The sequence below is a fragment of the Rathayibacter sp. Leaf185 genome (assembly GCF_001423885.1).
GTDB lineage: Bacteria > Actinomycetota > Actinomycetes > Actinomycetales > Microbacteriaceae > Rathayibacter.
In genome coordinates, this window is the sequence record NZ_LMPP01000001.1 from 252,378 (window position 1) to 276,148 (window position 23,771).

Here is a 23,771-nt window from a genome sequence, read left to right on the forward strand (position 1 = left end):
CGGTCGCTACCGTCGCGCTCCGTCATCATCGACCTCCGGCTCGTTGCTCAGGATCCCGCGCAGCCAGTCGCGGGCCTCGATGAACACCTCGTCGTCGTAGCGTCGCACGTACGAGACCTGACGGCGATCCGCACGGGGATACGAGCCGAGGAAGATCACCCGCGGGCTGAAGCGGCGCAGCCCCAGCAGCGCGTCCGCGACCCGCTCGTCGTGGGCGTGGCCGTCGAGATCGATCACGAACCGGTAGCGCCCGAGAGCGTCTCCGATCGGCCGCGACTGGATCATGCTGAGGTTCACCCCGCGGGTCGCGAACTGCTCGAGCATGTCCAGGAGCGAGCCGGGCTCGTCGGAGGGCAGCTCGACGATGAGGCTGGTCTTGTCGGCGCCGGTCGGCTCGGGCATGGCGGTCGAGCGCGAGACGTGCACGAAGCGGGTGACCGCGTGCGGGTTGTCGCCGATCCTCTCGGCCAGCACCTCGACGTCGTGGTGGGCGACGATCCCCGGAGGCGCGATCGCGGCCTGCGCGGGCGCTCCGCCGAGCAGGTCGATCGTGGCCTGCACATTGCTCGAGGCCGGGAGGTACTCGTGGCTCGGGATCTCGCGGTCGAGCCAGAGGCGGCACTGTCCGTAGGCGACGGGGTGCGCGGCGACGACGCGCACGTCCTCGAGTCGTGTGCCGGGCCTGCCGACGAGGATGAACGAGACCGGGACGAGGTACTCGCCGACGATCCGCAGCCCCGGGATCTTCGCGAGCGCGTCCTGCGCGGCGGTGACGCCTCCCTCGACCGAGTTCTCGATCGCGATGACCGCGCCGGCGCTGCGACCCGAGACCAGATCGCCCAGCGCCTCCCCCACGTTCGAGACGCTGCGCCACTCGTGACCGCGCGCCTCCGGGACCTGCGCCAGCGCCGCCTCCGTGAAGGTGCCGGAGGGCCCGAGATAGCTGTACGTGCGGGAGGGCGGGGAGCTGTCGGGCATGGCGGACAGCCTAGCCAGGGCGGTACCGCCGGAACGGCCGGGGCTGCCACTATGGACCCCATGACCGATCGCGCAGGGAAGCCGGCACAGGCCTCCGATCTCATCGACGTCGAAGCCCTCGTGAGGGCCTACTACGACAACAAGCCGGACGTGTCCGACCCGCTGCAGAAGGTGGTCTTCGGGACCTCCGGGCACCGCGGATCCTCGTTCGACACCGCGTTCAACGAGGACCACATCGCCGCGGTCACCCAGGCGATCGTGGAGTACCGGACGAACGAGGGCATCACCGGGCCGCTCTTCATCGGAGCCGACACCCACGGCCTCTCGCGCCCCGCGCTGACGACCGCGCTCGAGGTGCTCGTCGCCAACCAGGTGCGCGTGCTCGTCGACGAGTTCGACGACTTCGTGCCGACGCCGGCGCTCAGCCACGCGATCCTCCGGTACAACAACGACCCGACGCACACCGACCGCGCCGACGGCATCGTCGTGACGCCGTCGCACAACCCGCCCCGCGACGGCGGCTTCAAGTACAACCCGCCGCACGGCGGGCCCGCCGACTCCGACGCCACGACCTGGATCGCGAACCGCGCCAACGAGCTGATCGCCGACGGCAACCGCGACGTGAAGTCGGCCGAGCCGACCGCCGTCGAGACCTACGACTACCGCACCCACTACGTGGCGGACCTGAAGAACATCATCGACGTGGGCGCGATCAAGAAGGCCGGAGTGCGCATCGGAGCGGACCCGCTGGGCGGCGCCTCCGTGCACTACTGGCAGCTCATCGCCGAGATGTACGAGCTCGACCTGACCGTCGTCAACGGCGCCGTCGACCCCGCCTGGGGCTTCATGACGCTCGACTGGGACGGCAAGATCCGGATGGACCCGTCGTCGCCGAGCGCGATGGCCTCGGTCGTCGCCCGCGCGGGCGAGTACGACATCCTGACCGGCAACGACGCCGACGCCGACCGCCACGGCATCGTCACGCCCGATGGCGGACTGATGAACCCCAACCACTACCTCGCCGTCGCGATCGACTACCTGTACCGCAACCGCTCCGGCTGGCGCGAGGACGCGGCGATCGGCAAGACGCTCGTGTCGTCGTCGATCATCGACCGCGTCGCCGAATCGCTCGGGCGCCGCCTCTGGGAGGTGCCGGTCGGCTTCAAGTGGTTCGTACCCGGCCTGGTCGACGGCTCGGTGGGCTTCGGCGGCGAGGAGTCGGCGGGCGCCTCGTTCCTGCGCTTCGACGGCACCGTGTGGACCACCGACAAGGACGGCATCCTGCTGGCGCTGCTCGCCTCCGAGATCGTGGCCGTGACGGGCAAGAGCCCGTCGGCGCTCTACCGCGAGCTCACCGAGAAGTTCGGCGACCCGGTCTACGAGCGCGTCGACGCCGTGGCCAGCAAGGCGCAGAAGGCCGCACTCGGGAAGCTCGACGGCGACGCGATCCCCGCGACCACCCTGGCGGGCGAGGAGATCACCGCGAAGCTCTCGAAGGCTCCGGGCAACGGCGCAGGCGTCGGAGGCGTCAAGGTCGTCACCGAGAACGCGTGGTTCGCCGCGCGCCCCTCGGGCACCGAGGACGTCTACAAGATCTACGCCGAGAGCTTCCGCGGCCTCGACCACCTGCACGAGGTGCAGGCCGAGGCGCGCACCATCGTCGACGGAGCCCTCGGCTCGTAGGGCGACGCCCTGAGTTGCCCGGAAGGGCTCGTTCTCTCGCCGGAGAACGAGCCCTTCCGGGCAACTCAGCGTCGGATGGCCGTCTGGACCTGGGCGACGACGGAGGCGAGATCGGCGAGGTCGTCGCCCGTGAGCTCGATGACGAACCAGCCGGCGGCGCGGAGGAGACCGATCCGCGCGCGGTCGCGGCGCCAGCGGTCGCGCTCCACCCTGTGGTAGTCGCCGTGGTACTCGACGATCACCCGGGCGCGGGCGATGCAGAGGTCCACTCGTCCGAGGAACACCGCGGCGTCGTAGATCTCGACGTTCGCCTCGATCCCCTGGATCCCGGCGAGGACGAGAGCGACGCGGACGAGGCTCTCGGGTCTCGACTCTGCTCGAGCATCGAGATGACCCAGCGCCTGTCGGAGCCTGCGCAGGCCTCGCCGTGAGCGGTAGCGCTGGACCGCGTCGTGGAGCGCCTCCGCGGTGCAGATCCCCCGGTGCAGGAGATGGTCGCCGACCGCGACGAGGTCCGGCAGCTCGAGGACGACGCTGAGGTCGCACCAGGTGCGTGCCGGCGTCGTCAACCGGCCGAGCGGGTACGACAGCACGTCGATGGAGGGATCGAGGGCGAGGGACCGTCCGGCGATGCCGATGGCGTGCGGGGCGCGCAGCGGGGACGCGACTGCTACGTCGATCTCTCCGCGTCGCTCCCACCGGAGCTCGAGTGGGGCTCCCCAGAGCAGCGCGGCCGTCGGGCCGCAGACGAAGGCCTCCCTCCCGAGCCGGTACAGGAGCGCTGAGCACCGGTCAGCGAGGGTGGCCGCTGGTCGTACCGTGCGGACTCCGCGCACCGGCGCCACGACCGCGCGCATCGCAGCTCTCGTCGCGCCGGCGGCGTATCCCTCCGACACCCGGAACACACCCTCGGGAAGCTCAGCTGTCACGCCCTCATGCTGACGCCTGCCCCGCTCCCGTGCTCAGAACTCTCCACAGCCCCGACCGAGATGCCCGGAAGGGCTCGTTCTCGGGAGGGAGAACGAGCCCTTCCGGGCACCTCAGCGCCGGGTGCTGGCGGGGGCTACCAGCGGGGGTGCACGGTGGGGCGGAAGTGGGTGTCGTAGAGGGAGTTCACGGACTCCATGAAGGCCGGGCCGAGCGGGGCCGCGTCGGAGGCGGTCGCGTTGGCGCGGGCCTGCTCGACAGAGCGGGCGCCGGGGATGACGGCGGTGACTCCGCTCTGCTGGATGATCCAGGCGAGCGCGGCGGTGGCCGGGGCGAGGCCGTGGTCTGCGGCGAGGCGCGAGAACTCCTGGGCCGCCTCGACCCCGGTCGCGAAGTCGACGCCCGAGAAGGTCTCGCCCACATCGAAGGCCGAGCCGTCGCGGTTGTAGTTGCGGTGGTCGTCGGCGGCGAACGTCGTCTCGGTCGTGTAGCGGCCGCTGAGCAGCCCCGAGGCGAGCGGCACGCGCGCGAGGATGCCCACGCCCGCCTCGCGAGCGGCCGGAAGCACCTCGTCGAGCGGCTTCAGGCGGAACGCGTTGAGGATGATCTGCACGCTCGCGACGTTCGGGCGGGCGATCGCGGTGAGCGCCTCCTCGGTGCGCTCGACCGAGACGCCGTAGTCCGCGATCGCGCCCTCGGCGACCAGGGTGTCGAGCGCGTCGAAGACGGCGTCGTCGGAATAGACGGACGTCGGCGGGCAGTGCAGCTGCACGAGGTCGAGGGTGTCGACGCCGAGGTTCGCGCGCGAGCGGTCGGTCCAGGCGCGGAAGTTCTCGAGCACGTAGTTCGAGGGGATCTGCTCGACGCGGCGGCCCATCTTGGTGGCGACGAACACCTCCGCATCGGGGTGCGCGGCGCGGTAGGCGCCGATCGTGCGCTCGCTGCGGCCGTCGCCGTAGACGTCGGCGGTGTCGAAGAGCGTGACTCCCGACTCCACGGCGGCATCGAGGATGGCGAGGGCGTCGCTCTCGGCGACGTCCCCCCAGTCGGCACCGAGCTGCCAGGTTCCGAGGCCGACGACGGAGACGGGCGCACCAGTGCGTCCGAGAGTTCGAGTGTCCATGGCTCCACCGTAGGCGCGGACGGAGCAGCGCGGAGCCCCCTTGCGCGTGCCCGGGGCGACAGGCCCTAACGTCGAGGGCATGCCCCTCGTCGTCCTCGGAAGCGCCAACCTCGATCACGTGCACCGCGTCGCCCGGATCCCCGCCCCGGGAGAGACGGTGCTCGCCCTCGACTACCGCACGTTCCCCGGCGGCAAGGGCCTGAACCAGGCGGTCGCCGCCGCCCGCACCGCCCCGGGCACGGTCTTCGTCACGAGCCTCGGCCGTGACGCGGCGGGCGACGAGCTCGCGGGCGTGCTCGCCGACGAGCCGCTCGACCTCCACGCCCGGAGGGTCGACGAGCGCACCGGCACCGCGCAGATCACCGTCGACGACCGCGGCGAGAACGCGATCGTGGTCGACTCCGGGGCCAATGCCGCTCTTCTCGCGCTCTCCGCGGAGGAGCAGTCGCTGATCGCGGACGCCTCCGCACTGCTGCTGCAGCTCGAGATCCCCGTGGCGACGGTGCTGGAGGCGGCCCGCGCGGCGGCGACCCGCACCATCCTGAACGCGGCCCCGATCGGCCCGCTGCCCGACGAGCTGCTCGCGGCGCTCGACGTGCTCATCGTCAACGAGCACGAGGCTCGCGAACTCGCGGCCGACCGCGGAATCGAGGCGGCGGACGACACCGCGCTCGCGGCGGCCCTCACCGCGCTCGTCCCTCTGGTCCTGGTGACGCTCGGCTCCGACGGCGTCGTCATCGCCGTCCGCGACCGCGAGCCGGTCCTCGCCCCGGCGTTCCGGGTCGAGGTGGTCGACACGACCGGCGCCGGCGACACCTTCTGCGGCGCCTTCGCGGCCCGCCTGGCCACCACCGGCGCCGATCTCGGCGACCCGGAGGCGCTCGTGCCGCTGGTGCGCTGGGCGACGGCCGCCGCCGCGATCTCCGTCAGCCGGCCGGGTGCGGCGGTGTCCGCCCCGACGGCGGCCGAGACCGAGGCGTTCCTCGCGGAGCACTGACGCCGGCGGGGCTCCGCGGCGGCGGGCACCAGCAGAAGGCTCACGCTCCGGAGCCCTACCGCTCCTCCCTCGCTGACCCGCTTCCACCGCGCCAGGTGGTAGCGCCAGCCGTCTTCGTGCTCAGCGGGCGAGGTCGGTGGGGTCCGACCGCGGAGGAAGCCGGTCTCGTCGACCGTCACCGCGGTCGTCGGGCCGTCTCCGACGAGTCGGATCACCACATCCAGCGGGAACTGCGCATCCGGATCGCTCCAGCTGAACGCGAGGAGGCGCGGCCCCTCGCACTCCGTGACGAACCCTGTCGCGCTCGCCGACCGCTCCTCTACGCTCCACGTCTCGACGAGGAGCGAGCCGACGACCGGGTCGAAGCGCATCTCCGGCCACCATGCGCCGCGATCGGCGGTCAGGAACCGCCAGACGCGCTCGACAGGCGCCTCGATGGTGGTTCCGATCGTCACGGAGTCTCGAGGCACGGGAGTCACCGGTGCGGTGCCCTAGTCGACCGCCGCGATCCGCACGGTGATCCGCGCCCGCCGCTGCGGGTGCTCGGCGAGGCACCACTCGCGGACGACCGCGCCGACCGCGCGGGCGACGTCCGGAGCCGACGCCTCCGCGGCCACGCACACGTCGACCGCGACCGCCACCTCGTCGCCGCTGATCCGGATCAGGACCGGCTCGGCGAACGTGCCGCCCGTCGCCGTGCCGAGCGGGCCCGAGGCGAGGGGCGCCGAGGAGGGCGCCAGCACCGTCGCGGCGTGGGCGATCACATCGCGCACCTCGGCTCGCGCGGGGACGAGCATCGCGACGCCCGCGACGGGGCGCACCAGGGCGGCGACGGCAGCGGAGGCGCTCGGCATGCGCGCGGTGAGCCCGGTCACGACTCCTCCGTCCCGGGCAGGTAGACGTCCTCGACGCGCACATCGATCGTCGAGACGCGCAGCTCGGTCTGGGTGAGCAGCCGGGAGTGGATGCGCTCGCGGACCTGCTGGGCCGCCTCCGCGATCGGAACGCCCCAGAAGACCGAGATCGTCACCTCGACCACGACCTCGACCCCCGGCTCGTCGATGTCGCCGACCAGGCGGCAGCGGCCGACCAGCACGCCGGGCACGCTGTCGCCCGCCTCGCGCACGAGGCCGCGGACGGCGCCCTCGGTGATGGTCAGCGACACGTCGGGTTCTACGCTGGCGAGCGGGATGTCGCGTCCGGCGCGGGCCTCGCGGCGGACCTGGGTCAGGATCGAGCCGAACCAGCTGTCGTCCGGGGCGGGCAGCCGCTCCGCGTCGTCGTCGATGAGGGCCGTCGACAGAGCACGGACGCGCTCGAGTGCGCGCAGGGTGCGCCGGTGCTCCGGCGACTCCTCGATGACGGGGTCGTAGGGGATCCGCCCGCGGTCGAGGTAGTCGCTCAGCTCGTCGATGCCGCGATCCTCCGGCACCGGTGCGGCGATCACGACCGTCTCGGGCCCGTCGTCGTCCCCGGGGACGACCGGCGTCTCGTCCGCGTTCATCGCGCCTGCTCCTTCATCGCCAGTCCTCCATCGCCACGACCAGGGATTCCCTCGCCCGGGCGAGCTTCCCGCGCACCGCGGTCGCCGTGATCCCGAGATGCTCGGCGATCTCACCGTAGGACTCCCCGCCGACCTCGCGGAGCAGCCAGCACTGCCGCTGCGATTCGGGGAGCTCCGAGAGCGCGTGCGCGAGCGCCTTCATCGCGTCGCTCTGCTCGGCCGACTCGAACGGCCCGGGCTCGCGGGCGGGCGGGTGCTCGACGGCGTCGACGTCGTCGGTGGGCCGGCGCTGCCGCAGCAGATCGACGCTGGACCGGCTGACGATCCGCATCATCCAGCTCCGGACGCTCGCGGGCTCCTTGAGCTGCGGGAGCTGCGCCCACACCGTGATCAGGGCGTTCTGCACCGCGTCGGAGGCGTCCGCCTGCGAGCCGGTCAGCCGCCAGGCGTACGCGCGCAGGATCGACTGGTGCCGCTTCACGAGCACCTCGAAGGCGCGCACATCACCCTCGGCCGACCGCTCGGCGAGGAGAGCGTCGCTCGCCGACTCCAGTCCGTGCACCGCGCACCCCTCTCGAGACTCGACTATCAGGCAACGGTCAGGAAAAAACACCGATCCGTACCGTGACGAACACCGACCGGGCTCCGTCTCACTCATGAAAGCACAGCCCGACGGTGAATCCACCGGGGCTTCCGCACCCGGCCGAGCGGCCGTCACGACGTACAGGAGTCACCATGAGCGACACCACCCGCACCCCCGCCACCACCCCCCGCGTCGACAAGGCGTCGGTCGAGACCGTCACGAGCCTCGGCAACAGCACCGCCTCGGGCGTCGCCCAGGGCAAGACGGTCATCGACGACGCCGTCATCGCCAAGGTCGCCGGCATCGCGGCCCGCGAGGTCCCCGGAGTCTTCGCCCTCGGCAACAACGCCGCGCGCGCCTTCGGTGCGATCCGCTCCGCCGTCGGCGGCAACGACCTGGCCCAGGGCGTCCGCGTCGAGGTCGGCGAGACCCAGGTCGCGGTCGACGTCACCCTGGTCGTCGAGTACCCCGTCTCGATGCAGTCGGTCGCCGACGCCGTCCGCGACTCGGTCGCCGAGGCCATCACCGACCTGGTCGGCATGAGCGTCGCCGAGATCAACGTCGCCATCGTCGACGTGCACATCCCCGGTGACGACAAGTCCGACGCCGACGCCGAGAGCCGCGTCCGATGACCGACACCCGCACCCCGGCCCCCGCCCCGGCGAACCGCAGCACCGTTCTCGGTGTCGTGGTCGGTGCGATCCTCGCCTTCGCGGCCCTGCTGTTCGGCTTCTGGGGCTTCGTCCTCACGGCCGTCTTCATGGTCCTCGGCGTCGTGATCGCCCGCATGCTCGACGGCTCGCTCGACGTGCGCAGCCTCGTGGACGTGTTCCGCGGGCGCACCACCTCCCGCTAGGAGCACCGATGACCACCGCTCTCGACTCTCGCCCCGCGCTCCGCTCGGCGGCGTCACCCGTGGCCGGCACCGTCACGCTGAGCGTCCGCTCGATCGAGCGGACCGCGCTGGCGATCGTCCACGAAGAGCTGGGCGTCGATGTGTCGGCGATCCGCGTCCGCCTGTCGGACGACGACGGAGGGCTCGCCCTGTCCGTCTCCACTCCGGTGGTCCTCGCCGATGCAGCGACGGCCGGCACCGTCCTGGATCGCCTGCACCGTGATCGCACCCGCATCGCCGCCCGGATGCAGGCCCTCACCGGCCGCAGCGTCAGCCGCGTCGACATCCGGGTCACCGGCACCCGCACCCGCAGCACGAGGAGAGTCGCATGAGTCCCGCACCGTCGCCCCGCGACGCCGCTCCCGACGCGCGCTACAGCCGGTTCCTCCGGCGCGAGACCCACCGGTCCCGGTCGGCCGCGCAGATCGTCGTGCTCGTGCTGATCGCCCTGGTCGCCGCGTACGTCGGCACCGAGGCCGTCCTCGCCGTCTTCGGCGCGGGCCCGCTGCTGATCGCCCCCTCCGCACTGCTCGCCGCGATCGTCGGAGTCGGCGACCTCGCGCCGGCCGCCCTGATCGGCATCGCCGTCGGAGTCGCCGTCCTCGCGCTGATCCTGCTCGTGCTCGCGCTCGGGCCGGGGCACCGGGCACGTCACACCGTCGAGGACGACCGGCTGGCCGTCGTGGTCGACGACGGTGTGATCGCCTCGGCGCTCGCCCGCTCGGCCCGCACGGTCGCCCGCTCGCGCCGTGAGGACACCAGCGCCTCGCTCGGCCGCCGCACCGCGGTGATCGAGATCACCCCGGCCTCCGGGATCGCCGTCGACAAGGCGGCCGTGCAGACCGCCGTCGACGACGAGATCGCCCGCATCGCCCCGCAGCCCAGCACCCGCGCGTCCGTCCGCGTCGCCGAATCAGGGAGGATCTGATGACCACGAGCAATCGCTTCGTCAACCGCCTCGTCCTCTTCCTCGTCGGCCTCGTGCTGGCCGCCGTCGCGGCGGGCCTCGTCCTGATCGCGGTCTCCCCCGCGGCGAAGGACGCCGTGACGTCGTTCGCCTCCGACCAGGGCGCAGCCCTTGTCTCTCGAATCTCCCCTGAGGACGGCACGCTCTGGAGCGACTCCGCCGTGCTCTGGCCGCTCTACGCGATCGTGGGCGTCTGCCTCCTCGCCATCGTGATCTGCATCGCACTGGCGGTGGCGCACGGTCGTGGTCGCACCGGAACAGTGCTGACCGACGCGGGGAGGGGCGAGGGCCCCGCCGGCGAGGTCGAGATCGCCACGGGCTTCGCCGAGGACGTCCTCGAGAACGCGCTCGCGGGTCGCACCGACCTGCTCGACGTGACCGTGTCCGCCTATCGGCACGGCTCCTCGTCGGCGCTGAAGGTCCGCGTGCTCCCCCGGGCCGGCGTCTCGCCGCGCACCGTCGTGGACGCCGTGCACCAGGAGGTCCTCGAGCTCGACCGCCTGCTGGGCGCCCGGCTCGCCGTCGTGCTCGAGGTCGCCTCGAGCGCCCGCGCCGGGTTCTCGAAAGAGGACCGCGTCGCCTAGGACCGCGGGTACCCGAGGGTGCCCGCCCGAGACTCCCCCGGCACTCCCGCCGGAGGATCATCACACCGAACGGAAGGAGCCCCTCATGGGTGCAGACGACAAGATCCGCAACGCCGCAGAGAACCTGGTCGGAAAGGCGAAGGAGGCGGTCGGCAAGATCACCGACAACGAGCGCCTCGAGGCCGAGGGCCACGCGGACCAGACCAAGGCCCAGACGAAGAAGGTCGGCGAGGACGTCAAGGACGTCTTCAAGAACTGACCCGCTCCACGGAGCCGGAGGCCGTCATCGCGCACGCGATGGCGGCCTCTTCTCGTCGTGCCAGGGGGCCTCAGACGCTCCAGAACATGATGCGCGAGGCCGAGGCCGAGTCGATGCTCTGATCGAAGTTGTCGACCGTGTGCGACGAGTAGAGGATCGTGTCGCCGTCGACCCTCGTGACGATGCCGGTGTGGTCCCAGTCGCCCGAGCCGTCCCAGTCGAACTGCACGATGTCTCCGACCTCCACCTGGTCGCGCTGCGCGTTCGAGAGCGCGGTCGCCCGCTCCGGGTGCTGGGCGAGGTAGGAGTTGAAGGCGGTCGAGGAGGCCCAGGCCGAGCTGTAGCCGCCGGTCGAGGAGTAGTTCCACTCCGAGTCCATCGCCCAGCCGCGCGCGATGAGCGACTGCGAGGCGAAGTTGACGCAGTCGTTGCCCGAGATCACGCCGTACTGCGCGGAGTTGTAGTCGGACCAGTAGGTCTCGAGGTAGTCGAGCTGCGAGGCCAGGCGGCTCGCCTCGAGCGCGGCGGCCGCCTTCGCGGCCTCGATGGCCGGATCGGGTGTGTAGGCGAAGGTGATCGCGGAGGCGACGACCTTCGTCGTCGCGAGGACGCCGGTGGCCGTGGGGCTGGGCGAGGCAGTGGCGGCGGGCGCCTCGAGGTCGGCGGCGGGCTCGGCGGTGGCGGCGCTCGCGGTGCCGCTCGTGGCCGATGTTCCGGTCGTGTCGCTGTCGGCTCCCGCGGAGTCGACAGCCGACTGCACCGTCTCGGCCGGTGTGCCGTCGACGGTCACGGCCGCTGCCGCGTCGGTCACCGCATCGAAGGTGATCGGCTCACCGTCGGCGTCGAAGAACGCGACCGGTACGACCCCCTCGGCCTCGCCGGAGGCGGGCGGCGCGGTCACGGTGATCTGATCGGCGTTCTCGACGGCGACCGCTCCCTCGGCGTCGCCGAAGCGCACGGTGGCGACGGCGTCGAGGTTCGATCCCGAGAGCGTGACGCTCGTGCCTCCGGCGACGGTGCCGGAGGTGGTCGAGACCGCGCTGAGGACGACGCGGGCGGAGGCGGTGGTCGCGGGGAGCACGGCGACCGTCGAGGGGGTCGTCGTGGGCGTCGGGGTGCCGGTGGCCGAGGCCGACTCGGCCGATCCCGAGGCACCGATCGTCAGGCTCGCCCCGGTGGCGACCGCGACGACCACGAGCCCGCCCGACATCGCCAGCATCAGGTGCCGGCGCGACGGACGGAAGAAGGAGGAGCCGCGCGGAGCCGGCGCGGGCCGGACCTGGTGGCCCTCGGCGGCGCGGCGGTCGCGACGCGAGGCGAACACGGTCTCGCCCACGGCGTGCGGCGGGCGGGACGCGGTGGGCGCCGTCTCCGCAGCCGGCCGGACCTCTGCGGATCGCAGGCGGCCCTCGCGCTCGCGCGCCTCCCGGCGGGTCAGGGGAGCGGCGGTCTCGGGGAGCGGGGACTTCTCGGAGGGTGAATCAGGGGTGGAGCCGGTGGAGCGAGGGGGCACAGAGGTATCTCACGTATCGGGCGCGCGGCGGGGGGAACGCGCGCAGGAGCGGGGGGAAGCGGCCATGTCAGCAGGCGGGCATCGGAGGACCGTTCGACGGGCCTCCGAAAACACTCCGAGTAACAGTACGGTAACAACCGGCGGGTGTCACGCCCGAGAGCGCCCGGATCTGATCGCCCGGCGGTCAGCCCGTGGTGCCTGCGGCGTAATCGGGCGCATCCGGAAGTCCGAACAGACGCTCGAGGGTCTCGATCCCCTGGTCGTGGAGGTACTGCGCGAGCTCGGTGCCGACGTAGCGCAGGTGGTACGGCTCCGACTCGTAGCCGGTGATCGGCGTGGCGTCGGGCTTGTACCGGACGAGGAAGCCGAACCGGTGCGCGTTCGCTCCGACCCACTGCCCCTCCGCTGTGTCGCCCCAGCAGATCTCGAGCGCGCACGCCCCCGAGGCGCCGACGACGTCGACGGCCCAGCCCGTCTGGTGCTCGCTGTGGCCCGGGCGGGCGCTGGTCGCATCCGCCCCGGCCTGGCCGCGTGTCGACACCCAGCCCGCGTAGACGCTGACCTGGGTGTCGTACGAGCGGTACGCGCTCTGCACAGCGAGGGAGAGCCCCGCCTCCGTCGACGCAGCCGAGAAGAGGGAGACGAGCGCGTCGGCCGTCGCCTGCCGCATCGGCTGGCGGTTGACGTAGGAGACGTCGGGGTAGACGAGATCGGCGGGCACGTAGTCGACCGGCGAGAGGGTCCGCAGCTTGTTGACGACCACCCAGACGCTCGCGGGGTCGTCGACCGGGTTCGCGGCCAGGTCGATACCCGGAGTGGGGGTGGGGGTCGGAGTGGTCGCCTCACTCGGGGTCGCCGTCGCACTCGCAGACGCGGTCGGCGTCTCGGCGGGCGTCGTGGCAGGGCCCGTCGGCCCGGCGCTCGGCTCGGCGCCGCGTCCGCTCCCGATCACAGCGCCGACGCCGAACGCGGTGGCACCCGCGGCCGCGGCGACGCCTCCGATGACGAGCGCCCGGCGCCGGACGGGACGGGAGCGGTCGGAGTCGTTCTCGCTCGGGGTCATGCTCCGAGCCTACGCGCGGCCCTTCGCAGCACTCCCCGCCCCTCGTGTCCAGGACTGCCCCTTCACGGGGCGCTCCAATATCCTCTAAGGATTCACATAAGCGGCTCCCCTAGCTTGTGTGTCAGCCTCGGCGATCGCGCGGCACCGCCCCCTCGGATCCGCGAACCCCCGGTCCCGACCGAAAGGACCCCATGCTCCGACCTCGACACGCGCCGGCGGTCCCCCTCGCCGCCCTGACGAGCCTCCTCGACATCCCCGGCGGCTCCCCCGACGCCGCAGCGATCAGCGGAGTCACGCTCACCGCCTCGGACGTCGAGCCGGGCGACCTCTTCGTCGCCCTGGCCGGCGTCCACCGCCACGGAGCCGACTTCGTGGCGGAAGCCCGGGAGCACGGTGCGTCCGCCGTGCTGACCGATTCCGCGGGGGAGACGGCCGCCCGTGCGACGGGTCTTCCCGTCCTCGTCGTCGACGACCCCCGAGCCCGCCTCGGAGCGGTCGCCGCCGCCGTCTACGGCACGTCCGAGCGCGCACCGCTGCTCTTCGCCGTGACCGGCACCAACGGCAAGACCTCGACCGTGCACATGATCGAGGGGATCCTGCGCCAGCTCGGCGTGGTCCCCGGCCTGAGCTCCACGGCCGAGCGGCACATCGGCGACACCTCCGTCACGAGCGGGCTCACCACCCCCGAGGCGAGCGAGCTGCACGCGCTGATCGCACGCATGCACGAGGAGGGTGTCGGAGCGGCCGCGATCGAGGTCAGCGCCCAGGCGCTCACCCGCCACCGCGTCGACGGAGTGGTCTTCGACGTCGCCGGCTTCACCAACCTCAGCCACGACCACCTCGACGACTACGGCGACATGGACACCTACTTCGCCGAGAAGGCGCAGCTGTTCCAGCCCGATCGCGCGCGCCGGGCCGTCGTCTCGCTCGACTCGCCGGCCGGCGCACGGCTGGTCGCGACCGCGGGCATCCCCCTCGTCACGATCACCTCCCACGAGGGGGTCGACGCCGACTGGGCCGTCACGATCCTCGAGCAGGAGTTCGGCCGTACGCACTTCCGCCTGCAGAACCGCGAGTCGCGGGCGATCACCACGTCGGTGCCGATCATCGGCGCGCACATGGCCGCCAATGCGGCACTCGCGGTGGTCATGCTGATCGAGGCGGGCCGCCCGATCGGCGAGATCCGCGCGGCGCTGCACCGCGACGGCGGCATCGACGTCTCGCTCCCCGGGCGCACCGAGCGCGTCTCGGGCGATCGCGGCCCGACCGTCTACGTCGACTTCGGGCACAGCGCCGACGCGTTCCAGCGCACGCTCGAGGCGGTGCGCGAGGTCACCCCGGGCCGCGTGATCATGGTCTTCGGCGCCGACGGCGACCGCGACGCGCTCAAGCGGCCCGCGATGGCCGAGGCAGCGGTGGCCGGCAGCGACATCCTGGTGATCACCGACCACCACCCGCGCTTCGAGGAGCCCTCCTCGATCCGGCGCACTCTCGTGGAGGCGGCACGGGCCGCCCGGCCGGACGGCGAGATCCACGAGGTCGACGATCCCAAACGCGCGATCCGCGTCGCCGTCTCGCTCGCCGAGGAGGGCGACTCCATCCTCTGGGCGGGCCCGGGGCATCAGAACTACCGCGACATCCAGGGGGTCCGCACCCCCTACTCGGCGCGAGCGGAGGCACGTGCCGCGCTCCGCGAGGCCGGCTGGGCCGACGAGGCGGTGCCCTCCCCGGTCTGACCTCTCTCCGCGGCGCCTGAGATCCCGTTCAGGCTCGCCGGAGCCCCTGGGCGAGCCGTCGCACCAGGTGTAACTTTGCGCAGCACGCAACGTTTGCGGCGGATCGCCGTGCCTGGGACGCGTCCGCCAGACAAGGGGACCACCATGGCGGACACCGCACCACGCTCGGCCTCGGCCGAGGCCACGCCCTCGGGCGCGATCATGACCCACCGGCAGATCCTCTTCGTGATCTTCGGCCTGATGGCGGGCATGTTCCTGTCGTCCCTCGACCAGACGATCGTCGGCACCTCGATGCGCACGATCGCCGACGACCTCGACGGGCTCTCGCAGCAGGCCTGGGTCACCACGGCCTACCTGATCGTCTCGACGATCGCGACGCCGATCTACGGCAAGCTCTCCGACATCTTCGGGAGGCGCCCGCTCTACCTGATCGCGATCGTCCTCTTCCTGATCGGATCGACGCTGGCCGGCTTCTCGACCTCGATGCTCGGACTCGCCGGCTTCCGCGCCGTGCAGGGACTCGGCGCCGGTGGCCTGATGTCGCTCGCGCTGACCGTGATGGGCGACATCCTGCCTCCCCGCGAGCGCGCGAAGTACCAGGGCTACTTCCTCGCCGTGTTCGGAGTCTCGAGCGTGGTCGGTCCGCTGATCGGCGGCCTGCTCGCCGGCACCCCCGAGATCCTCTTCATCACCGGCTGGCGCTGGGTGTTCCTCATCAACCTGCCGATCGGCGCGATCGCGCTCTTCATCGTCGTGCGGTTCCTGCACCTCCCGAAGCCCGCGGGCGAGCGCTCGGTGCGCATCGACTGGTGGGGCGCCTCCCTCGTCATCGTCGCCGCGGGGCCGCTCCTCCTGATCGCCGAGCAGGGCCGCGAGTGGGGCTGGGGCTCCCCCATCGCCTGGCTCTGCTACGTCGTGGGCGCCCTGGGCATCGTCGGCTTCATCCTCGCGGAGCGGATGATGGGCGACGACGCGCTGATCCCTCTCAAGCTCTTCCGCTCGCCGACCTTCTCGATGGCCACGGTGCTGGGCGTGCTCGTCGGCTTCGGCATGTTCGGCGGGATGATGTCGATCCCGCTGTACCTGCAGCTGGTCAACGGCGCGACGCCGACCGAGTCGGGCTTCCTGATGCTCCCGATGATCCTCGGACTGATGATCTCCTCGATCGTCTCGGGCCAGATCATCTCGCGCACCGGCCGCTACCGCGCCTTCCCGATCGTCGGCACCTTCCTGATGTCGGGCGCCTTCTTCTACTTCACGTTCGTGACGATCGACAAGCCGGTGATCTTCATGATGGGCGGAATGCTGATGCTCGGCCTCGGCCTCGGCCAGATGATGCAGACGCTCACGCTGGCGTCGCAGAACTCGGTCGACGTCGCCAACATGGGCGTCGCGACCAGCGCCTCGACGTTCTTCCGGCAGATCGGCGGAACGCTGGGCACCGCGGTCATCTTCTCGGTGCTGTTCAGCCGGATCCCCGAGACGATCGCCGCCGCCTTCAAGAACCCGACCATCGCCGCGAACCTCCAGGCCGCCGCCTCCGACCCGACCGTCGCGGCAGACCCGGCCAACGCCGGAATCCTGAAGCTCCTGCAGTCGCAGGACTCCGCGGCGATCGGCTCGGCTCTCGACGGCGACACGTCGTTCCTGAACACGGCGGACAAGGCGCTCTCGGCGCCGTTCCTCACCGGGTTCAACGACGCGACCGTCACCGTGTTCTGGGTGGCGCTGGCCGTGGTGCTCCTGGCCTTCGTGCTCTCGTGGTTCCTCAAGACCCCTCCGCTGCGCGCGAAGTCGGCCATGCAGGAGGCGCACGACCTCGCGAACGAGGACGCGGCCGCCGAGCTGCGCCGCACCGACCCGCAGCTCGCGGCGCGGGCCGGTGCCGACCTCGCGGCCGGCAGCATCGAGCCCGACCTGCGCACCGACTCCGTGCGCACGGTGGGCGACGGCTCGGGCGAGCGCAGCACTCGCTGACGACGAGGTGCCCGGCGGATCCCTGCCGGGCACCTGGCGGCGGGATCGCCGAGAGAGCGCTCTACGAACGCCCTAGGATGTGGGGATACCGCCGCCGAAGGAGTCCGCCGATGAGCGATGCCCGCACCACCACTCCCCGCCTCACCGAGCAGACCGCCCGGGCCGAGCGCCTCGCGGTCCGCGACTGGCCGATCGGGTTCCTCTGGGGGTCGGCGACCGCCGCGGCCCAGATCGAGGGCGCCGGTCATGAGGGCGGCAAGGAGGACAGCATCTGGGACGCGTTCTCGCGCGTTCCCGGAGCCGTCGCGAAGGGGGACACTCCCGAGGTCGCCGTCGACCACTACCACCGCATGCCCGCCGACGTGCAGCTGATGAAGGCGCTGGGCCTCGGCTCGTACCGCTTCTCGGTCAGCTGGGCCCGGGTCAAGCCGGGCGACCGCCAGGTCAACGGCGAGGGCCTCGACTTCTACTCCCGGCTCGTCGACGAGCTGCTCGCGGCCGGCATCCTGCCCTGGCTGACGCTCTACCACTGGGATCTCCCGCAGGCCCTGCAGGAGAAGGGGGGCTGGGCGAACCGCGACACCGCCGAGCGCTTCCGTGACTACGCCGAGGCGGTCCACGCGAGCCTGGGCGACCGGGTGCAGCACTGGACCACCTTCAACGAGCCCTTCTGCTCGACCCTGCTCTCCTACGGCGCCGGCATCCATGCTCCCGGAGTGATCTCGCAGCAGGCCGCGCTCGCTGCGGTCCACCACACCCACCTCGCCCATGGCCTCGCGGTGACGGCCCTACGGGATCTCGGCGCCCAGAACCTCGGCATCACCCTCAACCTCTCGAACGCCGTGCCCGACGATCCCGACGACGAGGCCGACCTCGACGCCGCCCGCCGCTTCGACGCCCTGCAGAACCGCATCTTCCTCGACCCGCTGCTGCGCGGCGAGTACCCGGAGGACCTCCTCGAGGACGTCGCCGGTCTCGGCCTGGACGAGCTGATCGCCGACGGCGACCTCGCCGTCATCTCGCAGCCGCTCGACTTCCTCGGCGTGAACCACTACCACGACGACAACGTGTCGGCGCATCCGCTGCCCGCTGACGCCGCGGACTTCGCCCAGGCCACCGACCGCGAGGTCGGCTCGCCGTGGGTCGGGTCGGAGTTCATCACCTTCCCCTCCCGCGGGCTGCCGCGCACGGCGATGGACTGGGAGGTCAACCCCGACGGCCTGCGCTACCTGCTCACCCGGCTCGGCCTCGAGTACGAGAACCTCCCTCCGCTGTTCGTGACCGAGAACGGAGCGGCCTACGACGACGTGGTCGAGGGTGGCCGCGTCCACGACGTCGACCGCACGCAGTACGTGCTCGACCACGTCGAGAAGGTGGCCGACGCCATCGACCAGGGCGCCGACGTGCGCGGCTACTTCGTCTGGTCGCTGCTCGACAACTACGAGTGGGCGTGGGGCTACGAGAAGCGCTTCGGCATCGTGCGGGTCGACTACGACTCCCAGGAGCGCCTGATCAAGGACTCGGGCCTGGTCTACTCGCGCCTGATCGGCGGCACCGCGGCCGAGGCTCTGGCCTAGGCGATGAGCGGGAGCCTGCGCACGGCGGGGCGGTCGCCCACCCTCGAGATGGTCGCCGCGCGCGCGGGGGTGTCGCGCGCGACGGTCTCGAGAGTCGTCAACGGCGCGCCGCAGGTCGCGGCCGACATCGTCGCCGCGGTCGAGAAGGCGATCGGCGAGCTCGACTACGTGCCCAACCGGGCGGCGCGGATGCTCGCCTCGCGCCGCACGCAGTCGATCGCGCTGATCGTGCCGGAATCGACCGCCCGGGTCTTCGCCGACCCGTTCTTCGCCTCGATCGTGCAGGGCGCGGCGATGCGCCTGGCCGACACCGACTACACGCTGTCGATGCTGATCGCCTCGGAGTCGGACGGCGAGAAGACCCGGCGCTACCTCCTCGGCGGCAACGTCGACGGCGCCCTCGTCGTCTCGCACCACTCGGGCGACCACTCCTACGCGGCGCTCTCGAACTCCCTCCCGATCGTGTTCGGCGGACGGCCGCTGTCTCCGGACGAGCGCGGCTCGTACTACGTCGACGTCGACAACGCCGACGGTGCGGCGGTCGCGACCGCGCACCTGATCGGCCGCGGACGCCGGCGCATCGCGACGATCGCGGGCCCGGCCGACATGCCCCCCGGCGTCGACCGGCTCATCGGCTGGCGGAGCGCCCTGACCGACGCCGGTCTCGACGACGGCCTCGTCGAGTGGGGCGACTTCTCGCCCGACAGCGGGACCGAGGCGATGCGCCGCCTCCTCGCGCGCGATCCGTCGATCGACGGCGTGTTCGCGGCGAACGACCAGATGGCCGTCGGCGCCTACGCGGCGCTGCGGGAGGCGGGCCGCCGCGTCCCCGAGGACGTCGCGGTCGTCGGCTTCGACGACGACATGTTCGCCCGCTCGGCGGTGCCCGCCCTGAGCACCGTGCGCCAGATCCCCCTCGAGCTCGGCGCGCGGATGGCCGAGCTGCTCACCGCCCGCATCGAGGGAACCCCCGTCGAGCACCGCACGCTGATGCCCACCGAGCTGATCGTCCGCGCCAGCTCCTGACCCGCGCCTCGCCGCACGCCTCGCCGAGCGGGAGGTCACGGGCGCCAGCCGTGCGCCGTCAGGGCGGCTCTGATCTCGGCGACGGTGCGCGCGCGGTCCTTCCCGAGGCCGTCGGCCCGGACGACCACCTGGATCCAGCCGGCGAGCTGGAGTGCGAGCGAGCGCTCGCGATCGCGCGCGTACTGCGCGTCACTCGACCGATGCTGACTCCCGTCGTACTCGGCAAGGACCTTCCACCGGCGGAAGACCAGATCGCCGACGGCGATCAGGCGACCGCGGTCGTGGATCTCGGCATTCACCTCGGGCCGCGGAAGGTGCGCCTCCCGCACCAGGGATCGCAGCCAGGTCTCCCTCCTGGAGGCGGAGGCGGTCGACACGAGGTGCAGTACCGACTGGAGGCTCGCGCGTCCGCGGCCGTGATGGCTGTCGAATCTGCTCTGCAGATCGGCGAGAGCCACGTAGGGCCTCGGGTCGGCGACGTCGACATATCGCGGTGCGAGCAGCAGGTGGTCGGCAGCGGCGAGGAGATCCCGTTCGCTCAGGAGAGTTCCGAGTAAGACCCACGTGGACGCTGGGTCGGTGACGGGCAGCCCACGGCGGCGGACCACCTCGACCTGCTGGGGAAGAACGACATGGCCGACGACCCCGCGGGTCCGGGGCGGGCGGCGGGGTGAGAGAACGCTGACGTGGATCGGGTCCTCCGCCGTACTCGACGAAGGAAGCGGCACCGACCAGAGCTGTGCCGCGGTGAGGTGGGAGAAGAACTGACCCGCTCGCAGCCGAGGGCGATACGCCTCGGCGCGCTCGAGGTGCGTCACCGGCGCCACGCGCGTCCTGACTCCGTGGAAGGGACTCGCCAGTCGGGGCGATCGGAGTTCGCCGTCGGTCGTTCCGCTGAGGACGGCCGACCGGCGGCTGAATGCTCCAGGCTCGAGATTCGTCATCCCTCGACGATGCCGGAGCCTCGTGCCCCGCGGGCCTTGCACTCCCCACCCCGGGGACGACCTCACCACCCCGCCCCTGTGGAGGAGGCCCACCAGCTCGACTCCTCGAAAGTTGTCGTACTCGACCGCCGAGTACGACAACTTCTGGGGTCTCGGGAGGGTGGCGGGAGGGAGCGGGTCAGAGGAAGAGGGGCGCCGGGTCGAGGGAGGCGAAGCGTCGGCGCATGACGGCGATGGCGTCGGCGTGCTCGTCGACGAGGACGAAGCGGCGGCCGAGCGCGTGCGCGACCGCGCCCGTGGTCCCGGAGCCGGCGAAGAAGTCGAGCACGGCGTCGCCCTCGCGGCTCGACGCCTGGACGATGCGGCGGAGGACCCCCTCGGGCTTCTGCGTGGGGTAGCCCGTCTTCTCGCGCCCGGTCGGCGAGACGATCGTGTGCCACCACACGTCCGTCGGCCGCTTGCCGCGCTCCGCCTTCTCGGGTGTGACGAGCCCCGGCGCCATGTACGGCTCGCGGTCCACCGCGACCGAGTCGAAGTGGTAGCCGCGCGGATCCTTCACGTACACGAGGATCGTGTCGTGCTTCGTCGGCCAGCGCCGGGTGGCCTTCGCGCCGTAGTCGTAGGCCCAGATGATCTCGTTGAGGAAGCACTCCCGCCCGAACAGCGCGTCGAGCAGCACCTTCGCGTAGTGCGCCTCGCGGTAGTCGAGGTGGAGGTACAGCGTGCCGTCGTCGGCCAGCAGCCGCCACGCCTCGGCGAGCCGGGGCTCGAGGAACGACCAGTAGTCGTCGAAGCGGTCGTCGTAGCGGAGGAGGTCGCCGCGGATCCGCTCGTAGCTGCGCCCCTTGAACCCCGCGATCGTGCCGGTGGCCGAGCGCACCGACGTGGTCGAGGTGCGCACCTGCGCACGGCCCGTGTTGAACGGAGGATCGAGGTAGACGACCGTGAAGGAGCCGTCCGCGAGCAGCGGCAGGACCTCGAGATTGTCGGCGTGGATCACCGCGCTCCGCGACTCCGGGACGCCGTCCGCGATCTCGATCGTCCTGGGCATCGTGCCAGTGTGCCAGTCGCCCGACACGCCGCCGTACCCGGGAGGGCACTGACGGGGCCGCCGGGACCTCCGGCGTAGAGTGACGCGATGATCTCAGAGGTGCTGCACGACGAGGACCGGTCCCGCTACACCCTGTGGGTCGACGGCGAGAACGTCGGTCTCGCGGACTACGCGGTCCGCGGCTCCGACGTCGTGTTCCTGCACACCGAGATCGCCCCCGAGCACCGCCACGAGGGGCTCGGCGATCGCCTGGTCGAGGCCGCTCTCGACGACGCGCACGAGCGCTTCGGCGGCCACGTCGTGCCGGCCTGCCCCTTCGTCGCCGAGTTCATCGCCGAGCACCCCGACTACCAGGAGCTCCTGGCGAGCTGAGCCCGCCGCCTCACGGCACCCGGCGGAGCCACTCCTCGGTCGAGTACTTCGTGCGGACGAGCTCCTCGGCCTCGGCGTACTCCTCGGCGGTCAGATCTCCCGCCGTGCCCCCGTGCAGCTGCACGAAGGTCGCGATCATCCGCTCGATGATCTCGGCGCGGCTGAGCCCGGTCTGGCTGCGCAGCGGGTCGACCCGCTTGACGGCGGAGGCGATGCCCTTGTCGGACAGCTTCTCGCGGCCGATCCGCAGCACCTGCACCATCTTCTCGGCGTCGATGTCGTAGCTCATGGTGACGTGGTGCAGCACGGCGCCCGAGCCGAGGCGCTTCTGCGCGGCTCCGCCGATCTTGCCCGAGGGCGAGGTGATGTCGTTCAGCGGCTGGTAGACGGCGTCGATGCCGAGCGACTGCAGCGCGCTGATCGTCCACTCGTCGAGGAACGCGTAGGAGTCGGCGAAGGTCAGGCCCTGGACCAGGTCACCCGGCACGTAGAGCGAGTAGGTGACGACGCTGCCCGCCTCCATGAACATCGCGCCGCCGCCCGAGATGCGGCGGACGACCTCGACGCCGTACTTCGCCGCGTTCTCGAGGTCGACCTCGTTGCGGAGCGACTGGAAGCTGCCGATCACGACGGCCGGCTGGTCCCACTCCCAGATGCGCAGCGTCGGCTCGCGGCGGCCCTCGCCGACCGCGGCGGTCAGCACCTCGTCGAGCGCGAGGTGCATGGCCGGCGAGACCGCCTTCGCGTGCACGATGCGCCAGTCGTAGTCGCGCCAGCTCGTCGCCTGCTGCAGCGAGCGGCGGATGGCGACGGCGACCGCCTCGGGCGTGAAGCCGAGGAGCACCGCGTCGGCGGGCAGCGCCTGGCGGATGGCGGCCGCGATCGTCTTGGCGTCGGAGGTCGCCGGAAGGCCCACGACCGCGCGGTCGATGTCGTCGAGCGCCGTGTCGGGCTCGAGGAAGAAGTCTCCTGCGAGCCGGAACCCGGCGAACCTCCCGTCGACGACATCGAGGTCGACGACCACGAGCTTTCCACCGGGGACCTTGTACTCGCCATGCATGACGTCAGCCTAGGCCGGAGGACCGACACGGGCCGCCGGGAAGCGCTCGTCGAGCCAGGCCACCACGTCGGCGAGCACCTCGGCGCGGTTCGTCTCCTGGAACAGCTCGTGCCGCGCCTCCGGATACACGCGGACGCTCACGTCGGTGAGCCCGGAGCGGCGCCGGTACGCCTGCGCGAGCGCCCGCATCGACCGCTCGCCGCCGAGGGTGTCCTCCGACCCGCCGATGATGAGCAGGGGCAGGTCGGGCTCGAGGTGCCGCGACGGCCGGCCCACCAGTCGCAGGGTCTCGCGCACCCCGACCCGCTTCGCGAGCGGATCGGTGAAGGTGAGCGGGTCGTCGTGGAAGCGCTGCCAGACCTCGGGGTCGCGCGAGAGCCACTCGAGCCGCAGCCCGCCCGGCACGCGGTGTCGGCGGGTGAGGTCGCCGCCGTTCATGTAGCCAGGGAGGCGGTAGGCCGTGCCGCTGAGGACGAGCGCCGCATAGCCGGAGCCGTCGCGGTCGACGATCCGCTGCGCCATCAGCGAGCCCCAGGAGTGGCCGAGCAGCACGATGGGCACGCCGGGCGACTCCGCGGCGAGCAGGCGGGTGAGGAGCGTGATCGCGTCCTCGGTCGCGCGGAGGCCGCCGGGACCGAGGCGGCCGAGCTGAGACGCGTCTGCGCCGTGCTGCTCGAACCCGGTGCGGCCGTGCCCGCGGTGGTCGTCGGCGGCGACCGCGTAGCCCGCGGCGACGAGGGTCTCGGCGACCTCGAGGTAGCGGCCGGAGTGCTCGCCGACGCCGTGGGCGAGCTGCACGATCGCCCGGGGCTCGGGCAGCGGCCAGTGCCGGTAGTGGATCGTCACGCCGTGGGCGTCCTGGTAGGTCCTGTCGACCGCGATGTCGGGCATCCGTACAGTCTGGCGCAGTGCCGCCGGGGCCGCTCAGCGCGGAGAACCGCCCGAGACCTGA

25 protein-coding genes and 1 pseudogene are annotated in these 23,771 nt (G+C 71.9%); 13 read left to right on the top strand and 13 right to left on the bottom strand.

What is annotated here, in order from left to right; genetic code table 11:
• Nucleotides 1-6: 6 nt before the first annotated feature.
• Nucleotides 7-978, bottom strand: coding sequence for a prephenate dehydratase (gene pheA, locus ASG06_RS01315; protein WP_156465818.1), 972 nt, complete (start codon nucleotides 976-978; stop codon nucleotides 7-9).
• Nucleotides 979-1,038: 60 nt separating this feature from the next.
• Between pheA and pgm the strand changes: the two genes are divergently transcribed.
• Nucleotides 1,039-2,661 carry a phosphoglucomutase (alpha-D-glucose-1,6-bisphosphate-dependent) gene (gene pgm / locus ASG06_RS01320; protein WP_056037448.1) on the top strand — a complete coding sequence of 541 codons (1,623 nt, stop codon included), beginning with the start codon at nucleotides 1,039-1,041 and terminating at the stop codon, nucleotides 2,659-2,661.
• A 65-nt stretch (nucleotides 2,662-2,726) separates the two neighbouring features.
• Here the strand turns inward: pgm and ASG06_RS01325 are convergent, their stop codons facing one another.
• Both ASG06_RS01325 and ASG06_RS01330 read right to left on the bottom strand, forming a co-directional pair.
• A complete protein-coding gene (locus tag ASG06_RS01325) occupies nucleotides 2,727-3,590 on the bottom strand; it encodes a DUF559 domain-containing protein (RefSeq protein WP_156465819.1) in 864 nt (287 codons plus the stop codon).
• A 134-nt stretch (nucleotides 3,591-3,724) separates the two neighbouring features.
• Nucleotides 3,725-4,711 (bottom strand): aldo/keto reductase, encoded by a 987-nt coding sequence (locus tag ASG06_RS01330; protein WP_056037453.1) that lies wholly within the window; start codon nucleotides 4,709-4,711, stop codon nucleotides 3,725-3,727.
• 79 nt (nucleotides 4,712-4,790) lie between these two features.
• Here ASG06_RS01330 and ASG06_RS01335 point away from each other — a divergent pair, with 79 nt between their 5' ends.
• A complete protein-coding gene (locus tag ASG06_RS01335) occupies nucleotides 4,791-5,708 on the top strand; it encodes a ribokinase (RefSeq protein WP_056037456.1) in 918 nt (305 codons plus the stop codon).
• A gap of 92 nt (nucleotides 5,709-5,800) precedes the next feature.
• Here the strand turns inward: ASG06_RS01335 and ASG06_RS20555 are convergent.
• From ASG06_RS20555 to ASG06_RS01355, 4 genes and pseudogenes are all read right to left on the bottom strand, one after another.
• Nucleotides 5,801-6,187 (bottom strand): annotated as a pseudogene (locus ASG06_RS20555) (SRPBCC family protein); the annotation flags it as partial.
• A 12-nt stretch (nucleotides 6,188-6,199) separates the two neighbouring features.
• Nucleotides 6,200-6,583 (bottom strand): hypothetical protein, encoded by a 384-nt coding sequence (locus tag ASG06_RS01345; protein ID WP_056037462.1) that lies wholly within the window; start codon nucleotides 6,581-6,583, stop codon nucleotides 6,200-6,202.
• Nucleotides 6,580-7,212: an Asp23/Gls24 family envelope stress response protein gene (locus tag ASG06_RS01350; protein WP_056037465.1), complete on the bottom strand. Its 633-nt coding sequence runs from the start codon at nucleotides 7,210-7,212 to the stop codon at nucleotides 6,580-6,582. Before ASG06_RS01350 ends, ASG06_RS01345 begins: the two co-directional genes overlap by 4 nt.
• Before the next feature lie 13 nt (nucleotides 7,213-7,225).
• Nucleotides 7,226-7,774 carry an RNA polymerase sigma factor gene (locus ASG06_RS01355; protein ID WP_056037468.1) on the bottom strand — a complete coding sequence of 183 codons (549 nt, stop codon included), beginning with the start codon at nucleotides 7,772-7,774 and terminating at the stop codon, nucleotides 7,226-7,228.
• A 173-nt stretch (nucleotides 7,775-7,947) separates the two neighbouring features.
• Here ASG06_RS01355 and ASG06_RS01360 point away from each other — a divergent pair, with 173 nt between their 5' ends.
• The 6 genes from ASG06_RS01360 (at nucleotide 7,948) to ASG06_RS19360 (ending at nucleotide 10,500) form a co-directional block, all read left to right on the top strand.
• A complete protein-coding gene (locus ASG06_RS01360; protein WP_056037471.1) occupies nucleotides 7,948-8,427 on the top strand; it encodes an Asp23/Gls24 family envelope stress response protein in 480 nt (159 codons plus the stop codon).
• Nucleotides 8,424-8,651 carry a DUF2273 domain-containing protein gene (locus ASG06_RS01365; protein ID WP_056037474.1) on the top strand — a complete coding sequence of 76 codons (228 nt, stop codon included), beginning with the start codon at nucleotides 8,424-8,426 and terminating at the stop codon, nucleotides 8,649-8,651. Before ASG06_RS01360 ends, ASG06_RS01365 begins: the two co-directional genes overlap by 4 nt.
• 8 nt (nucleotides 8,652-8,659) lie before the next feature.
• The gene (locus tag ASG06_RS01370; RefSeq protein ID WP_056037478.1) at nucleotides 8,660-9,022 is read left to right on the top strand and encodes a hypothetical protein; all 363 of its coding nucleotides are present in this window, start codon (nucleotides 8,660-8,662) and stop codon (nucleotides 9,020-9,022) included.
• The gene (locus ASG06_RS01375) at nucleotides 9,019-9,618 is read left to right on the top strand and encodes a hypothetical protein (RefSeq protein WP_056037482.1); all 600 of its coding nucleotides are present in this window, start codon (nucleotides 9,019-9,021) and stop codon (nucleotides 9,616-9,618) included. The genes ASG06_RS01370 and ASG06_RS01375 overlap by 4 nt, the downstream gene beginning before the upstream one ends.
• Nucleotides 9,618-10,241 carry a hypothetical protein gene (locus tag ASG06_RS01380; RefSeq protein ID WP_056037485.1) on the top strand — a complete coding sequence of 208 codons (624 nt, stop codon included), beginning with the start codon at nucleotides 9,618-9,620 and terminating at the stop codon, nucleotides 10,239-10,241. Before ASG06_RS01375 ends, ASG06_RS01380 begins: the two co-directional genes overlap by 1 nt.
• An 85-nt stretch (nucleotides 10,242-10,326) precedes the next feature.
• A complete protein-coding gene (locus tag ASG06_RS19360) occupies nucleotides 10,327-10,500 on the top strand; it encodes a CsbD family protein (protein ID WP_082498856.1) in 174 nt (57 codons plus the stop codon).
• A gap of 70 nt (nucleotides 10,501-10,570) precedes the next feature.
• Here the strand turns inward: ASG06_RS19360 and ASG06_RS01385 are convergent, their stop codons facing one another.
• Together ASG06_RS01385 and ASG06_RS01390 are read right to left on the bottom strand one after the other, a co-directional pair.
• Nucleotides 10,571-12,013 (bottom strand): amidase domain-containing protein, encoded by a 1,443-nt coding sequence (locus ASG06_RS01385; RefSeq protein ID WP_156465820.1) that lies wholly within the window; start codon nucleotides 12,011-12,013, stop codon nucleotides 10,571-10,573.
• 184 nt (nucleotides 12,014-12,197) lie between these two features.
• Nucleotides 12,198-13,076, bottom strand: a complete 879-nt coding sequence (locus ASG06_RS01390; RefSeq protein WP_056037491.1) for a M15 family metallopeptidase — start codon at nucleotides 13,074-13,076, stop codon at nucleotides 12,198-12,200.
• A 191-nt stretch (nucleotides 13,077-13,267) separates the two neighbouring features.
• Here ASG06_RS01390 and ASG06_RS01395 point away from each other — a divergent pair, with 191 nt between their 5' ends.
• The 4 genes from ASG06_RS01395 to ASG06_RS01410 all read left to right on the top strand — a co-directional run bounded on the left by ASG06_RS01395 (nucleotide 13,268) and on the right by ASG06_RS01410 (nucleotide 19,392).
• The gene (locus tag ASG06_RS01395; RefSeq protein WP_056037494.1) at nucleotides 13,268-14,812 is read left to right on the top strand and encodes a Mur ligase family protein; all 1,545 of its coding nucleotides are present in this window, start codon (nucleotides 13,268-13,270) and stop codon (nucleotides 14,810-14,812) included.
• 144 nt (nucleotides 14,813-14,956) lie between these two features.
• Nucleotides 14,957-16,789, top strand: coding sequence for an MDR family MFS transporter (locus tag ASG06_RS01400; protein WP_231727575.1), 1,833 nt, complete (start codon nucleotides 14,957-14,959; stop codon nucleotides 16,787-16,789).
• A gap of 110 nt (nucleotides 16,790-16,899) precedes the next feature.
• Nucleotides 16,900-18,366, top strand: coding sequence for a GH1 family beta-glucosidase (locus tag ASG06_RS01405; protein ID WP_082498857.1), 1,467 nt, complete (start codon nucleotides 16,900-16,902; stop codon nucleotides 18,364-18,366).
• 3 nt (nucleotides 18,367-18,369) lie between these two features.
• Nucleotides 18,370-19,392 carry a LacI family DNA-binding transcriptional regulator gene (locus tag ASG06_RS01410; protein WP_056037496.1) on the top strand — a complete coding sequence of 341 codons (1,023 nt, stop codon included), beginning with the start codon at nucleotides 18,370-18,372 and terminating at the stop codon, nucleotides 19,390-19,392.
• A gap of 35 nt (nucleotides 19,393-19,427) precedes the next feature.
• Here ASG06_RS01410 and ASG06_RS01415 read toward each other — a convergent pair whose 3' ends face one another.
• Entirely contained in the window at nucleotides 19,428-20,336 is a 909-nt protein-coding gene (locus tag ASG06_RS01415; RefSeq protein WP_056037498.1) for a hypothetical protein, read from the bottom strand.
• Between the two features lie 178 nt (nucleotides 20,337-20,514).
• A complete protein-coding gene (locus ASG06_RS01420; protein WP_056037501.1) occupies nucleotides 20,515-21,387 on the bottom strand; it encodes a DNA-methyltransferase in 873 nt (290 codons plus the stop codon).
• A gap of 87 nt (nucleotides 21,388-21,474) precedes the next feature.
• Here ASG06_RS01420 and ASG06_RS01425 point away from each other — a divergent pair, with 87 nt between their 5' ends.
• The gene (locus tag ASG06_RS01425) at nucleotides 21,475-21,759 is read left to right on the top strand and encodes a GNAT family N-acetyltransferase (protein ID WP_056037503.1); all 285 of its coding nucleotides are present in this window, start codon (nucleotides 21,475-21,477) and stop codon (nucleotides 21,757-21,759) included.
• 10 nt (nucleotides 21,760-21,769) lie between these two features.
• Here the strand turns inward: ASG06_RS01425 and ASG06_RS01430 are convergent, their stop codons facing one another.
• On the bottom strand, nucleotides 21,770-22,819 hold the full coding sequence (locus ASG06_RS01430; RefSeq protein ID WP_056037506.1) for a lipoate--protein ligase family protein: 1,050 nt from the start codon (nucleotides 22,817-22,819) through the stop codon (nucleotides 21,770-21,772).
• A gap of 9 nt (nucleotides 22,820-22,828) precedes the next feature.
• A complete protein-coding gene (locus ASG06_RS01435; RefSeq protein ID WP_056037508.1) occupies nucleotides 22,829-23,710 on the bottom strand; it encodes an alpha/beta fold hydrolase in 882 nt (293 codons plus the stop codon).
• Nucleotides 23,711-23,771: the final 61 nt, after the last annotated feature.

Bases quoted from the DNA above. Each gene is read 5' to 3' on its own strand.
- pheA (WP_156465818.1), bottom strand. From the start codon at position 978: ATGCCCGACAGCTCCCCGCCCTCCCGCACGTACAGCTATCTCGGGCCC.
- pgm (WP_056037448.1), top strand. From the start codon at position 1,039: ATGACCGATCGCGCAGGGAAGCCGGCACAGGCCTCCGATCTCATCGAC.
- ASG06_RS01330 (WP_056037453.1), bottom strand. From the start codon at position 4,711: ATGGACACTCGAACTCTCGGACGCACTGGTGCGCCCGTCTCCGTCGTC.
- ASG06_RS01335 (WP_056037456.1), top strand. From the start codon at position 4,791: ATGCCCCTCGTCGTCCTCGGAAGCGCCAACCTCGATCACGTGCACCGC.
- ASG06_RS01350 (WP_056037465.1), bottom strand. From the start codon at position 7,212: ATGAACGCGGACGAGACGCCGGTCGTCCCCGGGGACGACGACGGGCCC.
- ASG06_RS01360 (WP_056037471.1), top strand. From the start codon at position 7,948: ATGAGCGACACCACCCGCACCCCCGCCACCACCCCCCGCGTCGACAAG.
- ASG06_RS01365 (WP_056037474.1), top strand. From the start codon at position 8,424: ATGACCGACACCCGCACCCCGGCCCCCGCCCCGGCGAACCGCAGCACC.
- ASG06_RS01370 (WP_056037478.1), top strand. From the start codon at position 8,660: ATGACCACCGCTCTCGACTCTCGCCCCGCGCTCCGCTCGGCGGCGTCA.
- ASG06_RS01375 (WP_056037482.1), top strand. From the start codon at position 9,019: ATGAGTCCCGCACCGTCGCCCCGCGACGCCGCTCCCGACGCGCGCTAC.
- ASG06_RS01380 (WP_056037485.1), top strand. From the start codon at position 9,618: ATGACCACGAGCAATCGCTTCGTCAACCGCCTCGTCCTCTTCCTCGTC.
- ASG06_RS19360 (WP_082498856.1), top strand. From the start codon at position 10,327: ATGGGTGCAGACGACAAGATCCGCAACGCCGCAGAGAACCTGGTCGGA.
- ASG06_RS01390 (WP_056037491.1), bottom strand. From the start codon at position 13,076: ATGACCCCGAGCGAGAACGACTCCGACCGCTCCCGTCCCGTCCGGCGC.
- ASG06_RS01395 (WP_056037494.1), top strand. From the start codon at position 13,268: ATGCTCCGACCTCGACACGCGCCGGCGGTCCCCCTCGCCGCCCTGACG.
- ASG06_RS01400 (WP_231727575.1), top strand. From the start codon at position 14,957: ATGGCGGACACCGCACCACGCTCGGCCTCGGCCGAGGCCACGCCCTCG.
- ASG06_RS01405 (WP_082498857.1), top strand. From the start codon at position 16,900: ATGAGCGATGCCCGCACCACCACTCCCCGCCTCACCGAGCAGACCGCC.
- ASG06_RS01410 (WP_056037496.1), top strand. From the start codon at position 18,370: ATGAGCGGGAGCCTGCGCACGGCGGGGCGGTCGCCCACCCTCGAGATG.
- ASG06_RS01415 (WP_056037498.1), bottom strand. From the start codon at position 20,336: ATGACGAATCTCGAGCCTGGAGCATTCAGCCGCCGGTCGGCCGTCCTC.
- ASG06_RS01420 (WP_056037501.1), bottom strand. From the start codon at position 21,387: ATGCCCAGGACGATCGAGATCGCGGACGGCGTCCCGGAGTCGCGGAGC.
- ASG06_RS01425 (WP_056037503.1), top strand. From the start codon at position 21,475: ATGATCTCAGAGGTGCTGCACGACGAGGACCGGTCCCGCTACACCCTG.
- ASG06_RS01430 (WP_056037506.1), bottom strand. From the start codon at position 22,819: ATGCATGGCGAGTACAAGGTCCCCGGTGGAAAGCTCGTGGTCGTCGAC.
- ASG06_RS01435 (WP_056037508.1), bottom strand. From the start codon at position 23,710: ATGCCCGACATCGCGGTCGACAGGACCTACCAGGACGCCCACGGCGTG.